This window comes from Leptolyngbya sp. FACHB-671 (genome assembly GCF_014695745.1).
Lineage (GTDB): Bacteria > Cyanobacteriota > Cyanobacteriia > Elainellales > Elainellaceae > JAAUTN01.
Window position 1 is genome coordinate 120695 of sequence record NZ_JACJOV010000150.1, and the last position, 13162, is coordinate 133856.

Sequence of the window (13162 nt, forward strand, 5' to 3'; positions counted from 1 at the left end):
ATAGCGAACTTTGAATATTGACATTTTACAAAACTATGTTCTCAAACCACGATGAGTGTAACGAAGCAGAAACACTCAAGTTACGAGGAGAATCTTCATGGTTGCAGTTACGCTCCAACCGCTTGCTGTTCAGCCGCCAGCACGTCTGACGATGCAGACAATCGAGATTGCGCCCGAAACAACTGCAATGCGATCGCTTGACTGGGATCGAGAGCGCTTCGACATTGAATTTGTCCTCAACAATGGCACGACCTACAACTCCTTTTTGATTCGCGGCGATAAGGTTGCCTTAGTTGATACAAGTCATCAAAAGTTCCGCTCACTTTATTTGAATCTGTTGACAGGTTTAATTGATCCACAGTCGATCGATTACTTGATCATCAGCCATACCGAACCCGACCATAGTGGATTGGTGAAAGAAGTACTGCAACTTGCCCCACAGATTACCGTTGTTGGCGCAAAAGTGGCAATTCAGTTTCTGGAAAATATGGTGCATCAGCCATTTCAGCACCTGCTGGTGAAGAATGGCGATCGCCTCGATTTGGGTCAGAGTCACGAATTGGAATTTGTTTCAGCTCCAAATCTGCACTGGCCCGATACCATTTTCACCTTTGATCACAAAACTGGTGTTCTTTTCACCTGTGATGCATTTGGAATGCATTACTGCGATGATCACACCTTTGATCAAGATCCAGAGCTAATTGCTGCCGATTACAAATACTATTACGACTGCTTGATGGCTCCCAATGCCCGATCGGTGTTGGCTGCGCTCAAACGAATTGAGAAGTTAGAGATTCAAACGATCGCGACAGGGCATGGACCATTACTGCTTCATCACCTATCTAACTGGGTCGATTCCTATCGGACGTGGAGCCAGGAGCAGACTAAAGCAGATGTGTTCATTGCAGTGTTTTATGCAGAAGAATACGGCTACGCAGAGGAGTTGGCACGGGCGATCGCTCATAGCATCATCAAAACCGAAGCCACTGTTGAACTGGTTGATTTGATGACTGTAGAACTGCAAGAAGTTCGTGAGCTAGTCAACAGTGCCGCCGGACTGGTGATTGGAATGCCACCTCAGTCAAATATTAGCGCTCATGCCGCTTTGAGTACTATTTTGGCGGCTGCACATTCCAAGCAGGCGATCGGATTGTTTGAGTCGGGTGGGGGTGAGGATGAGCCAATTTATCCTTTACGCAACCAGTTTGAAGAAATTGGATTAATGGAAGCGTTTCCGCCAATTTTGCTGAAAGCAGCACCAACGCAGGCAATCGAACAAATCTGCGATGAAGCAGGGGTTGACCTGGGTCAGTGGGTGACTCGCGATCGCACGATCAAGCAGATGAAATCCATTGATTCGCAGCTTGAGCGGGCGCTCGGAAGACTCAGCAACGGACTGTATTTACTCACCACCCAGAAAGGTGATGTTTCCAGCGCTATGGTTGCGACGTGGGTAACGCAGGCTAGCCTGGAGCCGCTGGGTGTAGCGATCGCAGTTGCTAAAGATCGGGCCATTGAGGCGCTATTGCATCCGGGCGATCGCTTCGTCCTGAATGTGTTTCAGGAAGGTAAGTCTCAGCCTTTGATGAAGCACTTTCTGAAGCGCTTTGCACCCGGGAGCGATCGCTTTGCAGGGGTAAAAACCTATGCCGCTGCAAATGGTTCACCAATTCTAGCGGATGCTCTCGCCTATCTCGAATGTGAGGTGACCAGCCGCCTGGAAAATAACGATCACTGGATCATCTACAGCATTGTTCAGACGGGACGCGTTGCCCAGTTAGATGCACTCACCGCTGTGCATCATCGCAAAGTTGGCAATCACTATTGAACCTCAAATTGCTTGCACTACCTCATCTTGGAGTTCTTCAATGCAAAAACCCTTTAGAAATACAACAGGTCACTGGTCAGATTTACTTTATAGCGGCGGAGTCATTCGCATTCTTGAAGCCATTCAAGATCTGATTGTGATTTCACTTTGCATCGGGCTGTTTAGCTTTATGGTGATGCAGCTTCGGGAAATGGTGTTGTCACTATTGCCGCCAGCAGATCTGCAAAATGTCACGTCCGATATTTTGTTTCTGTTAATTTTGGTAGAGCTGTTTCGCCTGTTGATCATTTATTTACAGGAACATCGGGTGTCGATTGGGGTTGCGGTTGAAGTGTCGATCGTATCCGTTTTGCGCGAGGTAATTGTGCGCGGCATTCTCGAAACTCCCTGGACGCAAGTACTAGCAACCTGCTCTTTTCTGCTGGCGCTGGCGGTTCTGCTGATTGTGCGCGTTTGGCTACCACCTACGTTTGAAGGCGTTGATCCCGAAGAACAAGTTTCGCGTCGCCATCGTGCCCGCCATGCCGATGAAACGGCAGAATCTGGACTGCGCGCAGCTATGACTACGCCCATTGCTACTATCCTCGATCGCTCAGAACTGTAAGGATAAGGAGAAGACCATGCTTCATAACACGCTTGCCCAAAGTCAGCGCGATGTTCAGGTTGCCGAAATTAGTTCGCACACTACAATTCTGCGATCGCGCACTTGGGACCGTCTTAAGTTTGAGGTGGAATATGCCCGTCAGCGAGGCACAACCGCCAATTCCTACCTGATTTGGGGCGATCGCACCGCCCTGATCGATCCGCCAGGAGAATCATTCACTCAAATTTTTGTGCAGGAACTAGAGCATCAAATAGATCTTGCAAAACTTGACTACATCATTTTGGGTCATGTGAATCCCAATCGAATCGCAACGCTGACCGTTCTGCTCGAAAAAGCACCCCAAGTCACGATTGTTTGCTCTAAGCCTGCTGCGATTGCTTTAAAAGCAACCCATTCCAACTGGAAGATTCAAGTTGTGCGATCGGATGACACGCTGGATCTGGGGCAGGGGCATCACCTGCAATTTATTCCTGTTCCGACACCACGCTGGGCAGATGGGCTCTGCACCTATGACCCGCAGACGCAAATGCTTTATACCGACAAGCTATTTGGCGTGCATCTGTGTGCCGATGAAATAGTTGATGAAAACTGGAAGCAGCTTGATGGCGATCGCCGCTACTACTTTGACTGCCTGTACGCTGCCCAAGCCAAACAGGTTGAAGCTGCGCTCGACAAGATTGCCCCTTTTTCTGCTAAAGCGTATGCGCCTGGGCATGGGGCGATCGTGCGCTACAGCCTGAGCCGCCTCAGCCATGACTATCGCCAGTGGTGCCAGCAGCAAAAATCGCAGGAGCTGAGAGTCGCGCTGCTGTATGCTTCTGCCTATGGCAATACGGCAACCTTGGCACAAGCGATCGCCCAGGGCTTGATTCGCTCAGGCGTAGCGGTCGAGGCAATCAACTGTGAACAAGCAGAACCTACTGAGATCACGCGATTGGTTGAAATGTGCGATGGTTTCATCATTGGTTCTCCGACTTTAGGCGGTCACGCGCCAACCCAAATTCAAACTGCTTTGGGATTGGTGCTATCAGCAGCGGCGAAAACGAAGTTGGCAGGCGTGTTTGGTTCCTATGGCTGGAGCGGCGAGGCGATCGACTTAATTGAAACAAAGTTGCAGGATGCCAACTATCGCTTTGGATTTGAACCAATCCGGGTTCGCTTTAGTCCTGATGCGACCAGCTTGCAAAGTTGTGAAGCAGCGGGGGCTGAGTTTGCCCAGGCTCTAAAGACAACCCGAAAACTGCGATCGCCCCGTCAAGTCATTGCCCCAACCCAAATCGATCGCACTGCTCAAGCCATCGGGCGCGTCGTCGGTTCGCTCTGCGTCGTGACGACACGATCGGGTGACGACCACAGCGGCATCCTCACCTCCTGGGTGTCACAGGCATCTTTTAATCCACCGGGATTGATGCTGTCTGTCGCTACCGACCAAAACGCTGAGCAGCTCACGTCTCCGGGCGATCGCTTTGTGCTTAACATTCTTAAAGAAGGACGCAACCTGAGACGGCACTTTTCCAGCCATAGCCAACCCGGGATGAATCCGTTTGCCACACTTGACACTCAGCTTGCCAGCAACGGTTGTCTGATTCTCAATGATGCTCTGGCTTTTGTGGAATGCACCGTGCAGCAGCGGATGAGCTGTGGCGATCGCTGGCTGATTTACGCCACCGTAGATGGCGGGCAAGTTCTGGAACCCAAAGGCATCACCGCTATTGCTCACCGCAAGTCAGGTAGCTCTACTTGATCAGATTTGCCTGCGTAGGGCAGCAGGCAATAGGTGCTTCAAAGCAGCTATCCTTTTGTCAAAGGTAAGCCTACGAAACTTTGTGAAACGAATCGCGATCGTGCGATTCCTCAAAATCGATAACTGGTCCCTTAGGTACAATTTGATTTGGATTGATATCAGTCATGCTCTTGTAGTAGCCGCGTTTCGTATGGTCTAAGTTACAGGTCGCTTTGAACTCAGGACGCTGATAGAGATCCTTGAGATAATTCCAAAGGTTTGGATAGTCGAGGATTCGCCGTAAGTTGCACTTAAAATGACTGTAATACACAGAGTCAAAGCGATATAGGGTTGCAAACATGCAAATATCGGCTTCTGTGAGGCGATCGCCGCACAAATACCGCTGCTGACTCAGAACAGTTTCCCAGTGATCTAAATGCTCGAAGAGTTCAATTACTGCCTCTTCATAGGCTGCTTGTGAAGTGGCAAAACCAGCACGATATACTCCAACATTGACTGGCAAATAAAGCGCGTCGATTGTTTCATCAATTCTTTGCTGAAGGTCGCGTGGGTACAAATCAATTTTCTGTGTTGCCAATGCTGCAAACTCTACGTCAAACATTCGCATGATTTGGCAGGATTCATTGTTTACGATGGTTTGAGTTTGCTTATCCCACAACACTGGAACGGTAACTCGCCCAGTGTATTTTGGATTTGCTTTCACATAAATTTCTTGCAGGTATTGAGCATGATTCACCGAGTCAGGAACAGCTCCCGCTGCTTCAGAAAATGCCCAGCCGTTCTCGCCCATGATCGGATCAACGATCGAGACTGAAATAGCAGCATTCAACCCTTTGATTTCTCGCATAATGAGGGTGCGATGTGCCCACGGACAAGCTAAAGCAACGTAGAGGTGATAGCGCTCTGCTTCGGCTTTAAACCCGCTTGACCCATCAGCAGTGACGCGATCGCGAAACGTCGTCGGTATTTCCTTGAACTTACCGCTGGAATCAGATTGATTCCTATGGGCTGTCCACTTGCCTGCGATCATCATGCCTGTAGCCATAATTTTCTCCTAACCATAATGGTTTAACATCAAATGTTTTTGGTAATTTACGGATAGTTTTTGATAAGAATGCGATCGAATTGCCATCAGCGTCACCGTTAAACCGATCAATCCAGTGAGTGTAAATAAAAGTGCAATTCCGCGATCGGTTCCTGTGCCAAACCAACCGCCCAACAGATCTACACCTGCACCTGTTGTCATAAACGGAATGAAGATAAATTGGGCGATCGGACCAATCATAAAGGCGGTGAGTGGTGAGGCGGCTTGCTCGATGCTTTGGGCAAAGCCAAATACTCGTCCCTGACGTTCAAGTGGGATTACAGTTTGAAGGATGGTTTGTTCCGCAGCTTCAACGACTGGAATTAGGCAGAGATACCCAAACATACCGACGGACAGCAGAATAATAGATGCCTGAATCGTGAAGAAAGTGGCAATAATCCACATCACGATATTAGTTAGAAACAACGTTCGCAGAGGGTTCTTCCCTAAGCCATTTCTGGCAACCCATAGCCCGCCTACAATGAAGCCTAAGCTCAAGAATCCCCATAAAATGCCCCAAGCCTGCACTGAAACGAGTGATAGACCATAGGCATCCATCAGCGACATGAAGACTCCGCCTAAGAAGTTGTTGAAGCAATTGAAGAAAATTAATGCAAACAGTCCAGGAATTAGACGAATGACGCGAATTGTGCCACGAATATCAATCTGATTGGCTTGAGTTTCAGTATGGATAACCCTCTGTTCGGGAATAGACATTGTCCCTAAATGCAGAATGGTGAGAAGCGTCAGTCCGATCGCAAAAATCAGCATCCAAGATACGCCGAGAAATCCGATCACCATTCCACTGAAGATAGAAGCAACTAGAAATGCAACTCCATTCGCGGTACCCACTAGACCATTTGCCTTGTCCCGTTCTGCTTCAGAAATTAGGATTGTCACCAGTGTGGGTAAGGCAATGGTGCGAAGGTTTCCGGCGATCGCCCCCACTAACGCAAGAATGATGAATCCCCAAAGAACCACGCTGGCAGGATCAGTAAAAGTAGAGGTCGGAGTAAAAATAAAAATGAGGTAGGCAAGGATATATAAAAAGAGAGAACAAATGCTTGAAAGCATCATCACTGTTTTCTTCTTATATCGATCGACCAGCGACCCCAGGAAGAATCCAGAGATGGCTACGGTTCCTACATAGATGCCTGCCATCGTTGATGTAGCTAGCACAGATTTGGTTTGCAGATACACCCAAAAGGTGACCGCAAACCAAACAAATGTGTTGGTCAGCGATGCCACCAGTGAGTTTGCCAGAATAGCGTAAAACAGTTTTGTCATAAAATATTTGCAGGTAATGATGTAAGGCTCAAAAAGCCCTCGTCTTCATTCTCTACCCATGCATTGTTTTCTGTGGCTAGCTATAGCCCTCTAAGAGTAGCGATCGCCCCTTTTCTTTGCTTCACCCAATCGATTCACCCAATCGAATGAAGTGAGTTTTTAGAACTGTAATTAACTTACCGGGGCGATCGCTGCTGGTTGAGAAAAGGACTGCTGTTCAACGCCAGCTTACTTTACAGCAATTGCTTTAAAGAAGGTGTAGTTGAAGGTGCCGTTTTCCTCTGCTGTAGCGTACAAATCAGTAATGCCTTGCTCCCAGGTCTTGAGATCGATTAATTTCTGCTGTAAAGCTTGTTCTTTTGCTCCTGCCACCATTGCAGTGAAGGTATTTTTAGTAAATCCTTCTACCCATTCTGGTCTACTCGAATCGACATAAACTTGGCGAGGTGTAACTCGGATGTTTTGAAATCCGGCTTGCTTGAGTAATGGGTACAACTGTCTGCCAATGAGAGAATTGCCGCCCATACGAGCCTGAAGTTCTATTAGGCAGGCGATCGCCCGCTGAGCATATTCACTGTCTGGATAGAAATAGGCAGATGCATGATCGCCCTCTATTACGGTGAGTGTCCCGCCAGGTTTCAAAACTCGCTTCAATTGTTGTAGGGCTGCTAATGGCTGTTGCAGATGTTCTAACACAAAGCAAATGAAGATGTGATCAAAGTAGTTTGCTTCAAACGACAGGTTGAGAATATCATCTGTGCGAAAACTAACATTGGATATTCCTTGATGAGCCACAGCAGCCTGTGCTGCCTCAACTGATGCAGGAGAAATGTCTACTGAGATAAACTGTGTTTTGGAATTATTCTGTGCCAGGATAACAGTTTGCGCTCCTACGCCACATCCCGCTTCCAGCACTAGAGCACCTTTGGGATAAAGCGTATCGTGATGCAGTAATTCAGCAAGGGTATTAGCCTGGTCAAGCAAACGCTCGTTCTCTCGGACTGAATATCCGTGAACATAGTCTTGTCTAGTCATAACTCCTCGCCACGCTACGATTAGCGGTTAATTCACTGCATCTTCAACAGTTGCGATCGCCTCCCAGTCTACAGCGATGTCAAACTTGCGTAAAGGGTAGCCATCCCTTGGGGTTCGTGGCTGTATTTGCCACTGTGTTTGGGTTGATAGGTTTCGTTATATAAACACAGGCTATTGGGATGTTTCATCACAAACTGCATCATTTTGCGGTGCGCTTCCCCTCGGAAAAACTGTTTCAGGTCTTGTTCTGAACGCCAATAGCTAACCATGATGACTTCATTCGGGCTGCAAATTCCCGCTTTCACCTGGACACACCCTTCTGCCTGGGTGGTGGAGTTTTTGATCCACCGCAGGTTTTGCCACATCCAGAGAAACCCTGTGCGATCGCGTGCCAACATTCCATTCACAAAGACAACTGCTTGAGGATGTTCTGGCAAATCAACCTGATAGATAGAGTATCCCTTAGCACTCATCATATTTAGGCTCCTTAGCAAGACCCATTAAAGATATATATTCAGTCTGAGAATATTCGCTAAATTGAATATAAAATACATGATATACTCACTAAATTGAATATGTCAACTCCTTCATGTCTCTTACCTATGCCATCTTGTCTGCCCTGGTTGGTGCCCCCAGCAGCGGCTATGACCTTGCCAAACGGTTCAATCCCTCAGTGGAGGGATCGGTAGGGTTTTTCTGGAATGCTAGCTTCCAACAAATTTACCGGGAGCTAAACCGCCTGGAAGAGAAAGAGTGGCTGCAAGCCAAATCAGTGCAGCAGGAAAATCGCCCTGACAAACGTATCTACAGCGTCACACCCGTGGGTGAGCAACAGTTGTGTCAGTGGATTTCTGAGCTGGAAGAAATGACACCGATTAAAGATGAGTTATTGGTGAAGCTTTTTGTGGGGCATTTGGTGCCTCGCCAAACCCTGTTGTCAAAACTGGAGAACCATCGACAGCAGCATCAGCAGCGATTGGCAATTTACCAGGAAATAAAGCACCAGTACTTTCAGGAGCCGCAAGCACTATCGGAGGCTCTCAAGTTTCAATACATGACGTTGCTGCGCGGAATTCACCACGAAACAGGTTGGCTATCCTGGTGTGATGAAATCATGCCGCTGCTAAAATAGGTCGGTGGTACAAAGAAGAAGTATTTAATGAGTTCTATAGGCTTTCGGAGTCATGCCTGTGAACTGGCGAAACTGTTTGCTCAGGTGACTGTGGCTGTTAAACCCACATGAAAAGGCAATATCCATAATGGATTGATCCGTTTGCTTCAACAGTTGCTTTGCTCGCTCTATTCGCTGCTGAAGCAAGTATTGATAGGGAGCAATGCCAATGGATTGCTTAAACTGGTGGCTAAAGTGGAATTGGCTCATGCCTAATAATGTTGCTAAGTCGGCAAGCTTAATATCCTGATTTAAGTGGTCGTTAATATAGTCCAGGACTCGCAGCAGTTGATGCTGGGTTAATCCACCTTCATAGATGGTGAGGTGAGGACGAGTCACAGCATATTGCCTGAGCAAATGCACTGCTAACACGTTGGTGAGTGAATCAATGTAGAGTTTTCCGCCTAAACTTTCTTGCTGGAGTTCTCCCAGTAACATCAGGGCGATCGCCTCAATCTGCGGATCTCGGGCTCGAAACCTGGGAATCAACTCCAGGTGATCAGGATTAATATTCAAAGTTTCTTGAGCAATAGTTTGAATAAAACTGGACGCGAGGCGAATCTCTAAAAACAGATCTTCACTATCCCAACGAGCAAAGAGCGGTATCTTAGCAGGTGTGATAGAAATATCGCCCTTCCCATATAGGCTGGTATAAGTTTTGCCCCCTTTGATATGCATAAAGCGAACTGGACGGGGGGCGAGCGACATACAAATCGTATGTTCGTCATCAAACAGGCACAGTGCCTCACCTGCCGGATGTTGATGCTGCTTCACTAGAATGTTTTCCCAACCCCGATTTTGACTGGACAAGATGGGTGCGTAGATTGCTTCAGTCTGCTGCACGGTTGGAATACTCATGGGAAAGGCACAATATTCTGTATTTTGACTCTCTACTCCTAGAATACCTGCTGCTGAGCAACCTGAAAGCTAACCGCAAGATTTTGATAGTGTCACAGGAATTAGATAGTTAAACGCAGCAGCATTTCTCTAAGTTGAAAGAGTAACGAAGCAGCGAAGCTTTGCAAGTCAGGAGAATCATCAATATGGCACATGTATTGCATCTGGATTCTAGTCCACGCAGCGAACGCTCTCACTCTCGTCGGATGACCCGCGAATTTGTTGAGCAGTGGAAACAAGCTCACCCGAAGGATACAGTTACCTATCGAGACATTGGACATCATCCTGTTCCCTATATAGATGAACTCTGGATTGCTGCTGCTTTCACATCACCCGAACAGCGCACACCCGAACAGTGGGAAGCTATCCGCCTCAGCGATCAACTGGTAGATGAGTTCTTAGCGGCAGATATTTATGTGATTGGCGTTCCCATGTATAACTTCAGCGTTCCTGGTGCGTTCAAGTCCTACATTGACCAGATTGTGCGAATAGGGCGAACCGTTGCGTTTGAACCCAATGGTTCTGCCAATGCTTACAAGCCACTGGTGTTAGGCAAGAAAATGTTTGTGGTTGAAGCGCGAGGAGATTCGGGCTTTCAGCCCGGCGGAATTTACGAAAAGATGAATCACCATGATCCTTATCTCGTCACCGTTTTTGGGTTTATGGGCATCACAGATATCAGTTTTATTCATGTAGAAAATGATGAATATGGCGGTCAAAAGTTAGCAGAATCGATCGCGGCAGCTCGCACCAAAATCAGTGAGCTAATTGCTGCATAGGGCGTAACACCAGATCGGGAACCCGAAACAATGATTGATAAGCTAGCACTGCACCCCCTACCGCAGAGGCATCTTCACCGAATGAGGAGATCTCAAACTTAGCTTTAGGATTGCTGAAGAAACCTTGCTCACCTTGGCGAGGCATCTCGTCTCGTAGTCGGGTCATTAGTGAATCTTTGACATAAGGAAACAGGACGGTGAGTGGACCACCCAACACAATTTGTTCTGGATTGAGCAGGCTGACGACACTGATTAATCCTCGTCCCAGGTTTTCTGCCCAGTCTTGGACTACGGTATGGGCGATCGCCTCTCCCTGTTCCAACTGTTCCACCAGTTCTGATAGGTTAGTGGCTTTGCCGCCCTGTTTCCAATAGCGGTCTAGCAAGTCTTCTTTGCCTACCCGGTGACCGCACTCACTTGCGTTGTCCTGCCCTGGTGGATCACTCATCAGGGCACTGATTTCTCCAGCCGTACCATACGCCCCGCGAAACACACGGTTATTGAGGATAATGCCGCTACCAATACCTCGGTTAATCAAAATATAGAGCAAGCTAGAGCTTTGCATCGCGCTACCCAGATAGACTTCGGCTAGTGCAGCGGCATTGGCATCGTTATCGACAAATAAAGGTAAATCGAGATGGGGTTGCAGGTAGCGGCGTAAATCTACCCCAGACCAGTTGAAAAACGGAGCACGAATCACTACACCATCCAGGTTTAATACTCCTTGAATCGAGAGTCCAATTCCTCTCAAGCGAGAATCACGCGATGGATTCGCCTGACGGACCTGATCGATCAACTGCATTAATTGTGGTAGCACCAGCTCTGGTGCCGTTTCGACGAGCGGTTGCTGCACTTTCGCCACAATTTGAGCCGCCAGATTTAGCATTACGACGGTCAAATGTTCCACTTCGATCGCCGCTCCGATAAAAAATGCCCCTTCTGGATTGAGCATCAAGCCTCTACCAGGGCGACCTCCTCCTCGGCTCACCGAAAACTCACCGCTCTCTCGAACTAACTTCTGGGCAATCAGTTCAGCGGTGATAACAGTGACGGTGGAGCGGGTCAGTCCGGTTAATCGCGCCAGTTCAGCCCGTGAAATGGGAGCATGGCAGCGCAACAGTTCCAGTAATCGGGCTATGTTGATTTGCTTGAGTAAACCGGAATTGGTCGGGGCAAATTGGGGAGAAGCGATCGCCATACCAAAAATTATTTTGATCCAGTTTGTTTTTCTAACAAACAAATTAGCATAGCTTTTATAGCGAGCCTAAATAAGTTGTGAGTGCAGTTTGGTAGGTGAATTTGTCAAAACTCACTTATCTTTTGCATTGTTTAGGACTGCTATATCTGACGTTTAGCAGGGTGAAGTGATGCAGTGCATTTCGAGTTCGGAGACACAAAACTTAGACGGTCAAGCCCTCAATCAGTTAATTGCGCCTTCTCCACCTTATGCCGCTTTGATTTTTGACTGTGATGGCACTCTCGCCAATACGCTGCCAGTGCATTGTCAAATCTGGATGGCTGCCTTTCGCAAATTTGGTGCAGAGGTACCAGAGGCGTGGTATTACGAACGGACAGGGCTTCCTGCTGCAGAGTTAATTGCAGCGTTTAACCAGAGCTTTGGCTACACGATTGACGAGAACACGCTTGATGCAGAGCGGCAGAAGCACTTTGCTGAGTTGATTCACCAGGTGCAAGAGGTCGATGCAGTAGCAGCGATCGCACGGGCAAACTCCGGCAAAGTGCCAATGGCAGTGGCTTCTAATGGGCAAAAGTCGATTGTGAAGCCTACGGTTGAAGCGATTGGGCTGCGATCGCTCTTCCACACGATTGTCACACTCGATGATGTCTCAGTCGGAAAACCTGCTCTAGACCTGTTTCTACTGGCGGCTGAAAGAATGGGCGTTGAGCCTGGTGACTGTATTGTCTATGAGGACAGCGATACGGGGCTAGAAGCAGCACGACGAGCAGGGATGCGCTGGGTTGACGTGCGGGTACTTTGGAGAGAATCATGAGTTCAAAGTGGCTGGAATGGAGTCAACAGCTTCAGGCGATCGCCCAGAACGGATTTGCTTATTGCCAAAATCCCTATGACCTTGAGCGGTATGAGCAAATGCGTCAAATTGCCGCTGAAATCATGGCAGCGCATATCGGGGTAGAGCCAAGCTTTGTATATTCCCTGTTTGAGCAGGAGGAAGGATATGCAACGCCTAAAGTTGACGTGCGGGGTGCTGTATTTCGAGAAGACAAAATCTTATTGGTGAAAGAGCGGGAAGATGGTCGCTGGACACTCCCAGGTGGTTGGGTTGATGTGGGCGAATCGCCGAGTCAGGCAGTTGAGAGAGAAGTGTATGAGGAATCGGGGTATCAGACAAAGGCGACCAAATTGTTAGCCCTGTTTGACCGCAACCACGCTCGTCATGGGCACCCGCCATTCCGTCATCATGTTTATAAACTCTTCTTTCACTGTGAAATCTTGGATAGTGGAATCTTAGACAGTGAAATCTTGGATGGTGCACTGCAAGAGAGTCACAAAAGTGAGAATCATGAAAGTGAAAATCACGAAACAGAGGCAGTTGCCTTTTTTGCAGAACACCAAATTCCAGAACTATCCCTCACCCGCGTTATGCCAACCCAGATTGCTCGATTGTTTGAGCATTTGCGGCATCCGGATTGGGCAACTGATTTTGATTAATCTTTAGAGCGCTTCGATCTGCGATTTCTCTAAGAGATCAC

13 protein-coding genes are annotated in these 13162 nt (G+C 48.0%); 7 read left to right on the top strand and 6 right to left on the bottom strand.

From position 1 onward, the window contains the following. Positions 1–97 precede the first annotated feature (97 nt). Genes H6F93_RS24430 through H6F93_RS24440 form a run of 3 tightly spaced genes read left to right on the top strand, consistent with a single transcriptional unit; the run spans position 98 to position 4176 of the window. Entirely contained in the window at positions 98–1828 is a 1731-nt protein-coding gene (locus H6F93_RS24430) for a diflavin flavoprotein (protein WP_190686534.1), read from the top strand. Between the two features lie 40 nt (positions 1829–1868). Beyond that, a complete protein-coding gene (locus H6F93_RS24435) occupies positions 1869–2432 on the top strand; it encodes a phosphate-starvation-inducible PsiE family protein (protein ID WP_190686538.1) in 564 nt (187 codons plus the stop codon). Between the two features lie 16 nt (positions 2433–2448). Beyond that, a complete protein-coding gene (locus H6F93_RS24440; RefSeq protein WP_190686541.1) occupies positions 2449–4176 on the top strand; it encodes a diflavin flavoprotein in 1728 nt (575 codons plus the stop codon). Positions 4177–4246: 70 nt separating this feature from the next. Here H6F93_RS24440 and H6F93_RS24445 read toward each other — a convergent pair whose 3' ends face one another. The 4 genes from H6F93_RS24445 to H6F93_RS24460 form a co-directional block, all read right to left on the bottom strand. Further along, complete coding sequence (locus tag H6F93_RS24445; RefSeq protein ID WP_190686545.1) at positions 4247–5221, bottom strand: glutathione S-transferase family protein; 975 nt, start codon at positions 5219–5221, stop codon at positions 4247–4249. Positions 5222–5230: 9 nt separating this feature from the next. Further along, entirely contained in the window at positions 5231–6547 is a 1317-nt protein-coding gene (locus H6F93_RS24450) for an MFS transporter (protein WP_190686547.1), read from the bottom strand. Between the two features lie 228 nt (positions 6548–6775). Continuing rightward, entirely contained in the window at positions 6776–7582 is an 807-nt protein-coding gene (locus tag H6F93_RS24455) for a methyltransferase domain-containing protein (protein WP_190686552.1), read from the bottom strand. A 68-nt stretch (positions 7583–7650) separates the two neighbouring features. Then, entirely contained in the window at positions 7651–8058 is a 408-nt protein-coding gene (locus tag H6F93_RS24460) for a monooxygenase family protein (RefSeq protein WP_190686555.1), read from the bottom strand. Positions 8059–8171: 113 nt separating this feature from the next. On the opposite strand from H6F93_RS24460, the gene H6F93_RS24465 reads away from it, so the two are divergent. Further along, on the top strand, positions 8172–8714 hold the full coding sequence (locus H6F93_RS24465) for a PadR family transcriptional regulator (RefSeq protein WP_190686559.1): 543 nt from the start codon (positions 8172–8174) through the stop codon (positions 8712–8714). Between the two features lie 24 nt (positions 8715–8738). Here the strand turns inward: H6F93_RS24465 and H6F93_RS24470 are convergent, their stop codons facing one another. Further along, positions 8739–9611: a helix-turn-helix domain-containing protein gene (locus H6F93_RS24470; protein ID WP_190686562.1), complete on the bottom strand. Its 873-nt coding sequence runs from the start codon at positions 9609–9611 to the stop codon at positions 8739–8741. A gap of 185 nt (positions 9612–9796) precedes the next feature. On the opposite strand from H6F93_RS24470, the gene H6F93_RS24475 reads away from it, so the two are divergent. Then, a complete protein-coding gene (locus tag H6F93_RS24475; RefSeq protein WP_190686564.1) occupies positions 9797–10429 on the top strand; it encodes an FMN-dependent NADH-azoreductase in 633 nt (210 codons plus the stop codon). Here the strand turns inward: H6F93_RS24475 and H6F93_RS24480 are convergent. Continuing rightward, a complete protein-coding gene (locus H6F93_RS24480; RefSeq protein WP_190686567.1) occupies positions 10407–11627 on the bottom strand; it encodes an ROK family transcriptional regulator in 1221 nt (406 codons plus the stop codon). The genes H6F93_RS24475 and H6F93_RS24480 overlap by 23 nt on opposite strands. A gap of 169 nt (positions 11628–11796) precedes the next feature. Here H6F93_RS24480 and H6F93_RS24485 point away from each other — a divergent pair, with 169 nt between their 5' ends. Together H6F93_RS24485 and H6F93_RS24490 are read left to right on the top strand one after the other, a co-directional pair. Beyond that, the gene (locus tag H6F93_RS24485) at positions 11797–12441 is read left to right on the top strand and encodes an HAD family hydrolase (protein ID WP_190686571.1); all 645 of its coding nucleotides are present in this window, start codon (positions 11797–11799) and stop codon (positions 12439–12441) included. Further along, complete coding sequence (locus H6F93_RS24490) at positions 12438–13121, top strand: NUDIX hydrolase (protein WP_190686573.1); 684 nt, start codon at positions 12438–12440, stop codon at positions 13119–13121. Before H6F93_RS24485 ends, H6F93_RS24490 begins: the two co-directional genes overlap by 4 nt. The last annotated feature ends 41 nt before the right edge of the window (positions 13122–13162 follow it).

What these genes read in the sequence shown, in the direction of transcription:
- H6F93_RS24430 (WP_190686534.1), top strand. Translation starts at nt 98, where the DNA reads ATGGTTGCAGTTACGCTCCAACCGCTTGCTGTTCAGCCGCCAGCACGT.
- H6F93_RS24435 (WP_190686538.1), top strand. Translation starts at nt 1,869, where the DNA reads ATGCAAAAACCCTTTAGAAATACAACAGGTCACTGGTCAGATTTACTT.
- H6F93_RS24440 (WP_190686541.1), top strand. Translation starts at nt 2,449, where the DNA reads ATGCTTCATAACACGCTTGCCCAAAGTCAGCGCGATGTTCAGGTTGCC.
- H6F93_RS24445 (WP_190686545.1), bottom strand. Translation starts at nt 5,221, where the DNA reads ATGGCTACAGGCATGATGATCGCAGGCAAGTGGACAGCCCATAGGAAT.
- H6F93_RS24450 (WP_190686547.1), bottom strand. Translation starts at nt 6,547, where the DNA reads ATGACAAAACTGTTTTACGCTATTCTGGCAAACTCACTGGTGGCATCG.
- H6F93_RS24455 (WP_190686552.1), bottom strand. Translation starts at nt 7,582, where the DNA reads ATGACTAGACAAGACTATGTTCACGGATATTCAGTCCGAGAGAACGAG.
- H6F93_RS24460 (WP_190686555.1), bottom strand. Translation starts at nt 8,058, where the DNA reads ATGATGAGTGCTAAGGGATACTCTATCTATCAGGTTGATTTGCCAGAA.
- H6F93_RS24465 (WP_190686559.1), top strand. Translation starts at nt 8,172, where the DNA reads ATGTCTCTTACCTATGCCATCTTGTCTGCCCTGGTTGGTGCCCCCAGC.
- H6F93_RS24470 (WP_190686562.1), bottom strand. Translation starts at nt 9,611, where the DNA reads ATGAGTATTCCAACCGTGCAGCAGACTGAAGCAATCTACGCACCCATC.
- H6F93_RS24475 (WP_190686564.1), top strand. Translation starts at nt 9,797, where the DNA reads ATGGCACATGTATTGCATCTGGATTCTAGTCCACGCAGCGAACGCTCT.
- H6F93_RS24480 (WP_190686567.1), bottom strand. Translation starts at nt 11,627, where the DNA reads ATGGCGATCGCTTCTCCCCAATTTGCCCCGACCAATTCCGGTTTACTC.
- H6F93_RS24485 (WP_190686571.1), top strand. Translation starts at nt 11,797, where the DNA reads ATGCAGTGCATTTCGAGTTCGGAGACACAAAACTTAGACGGTCAAGCC.
- H6F93_RS24490 (WP_190686573.1), top strand. Translation starts at nt 12,438, where the DNA reads ATGAGTTCAAAGTGGCTGGAATGGAGTCAACAGCTTCAGGCGATCGCC.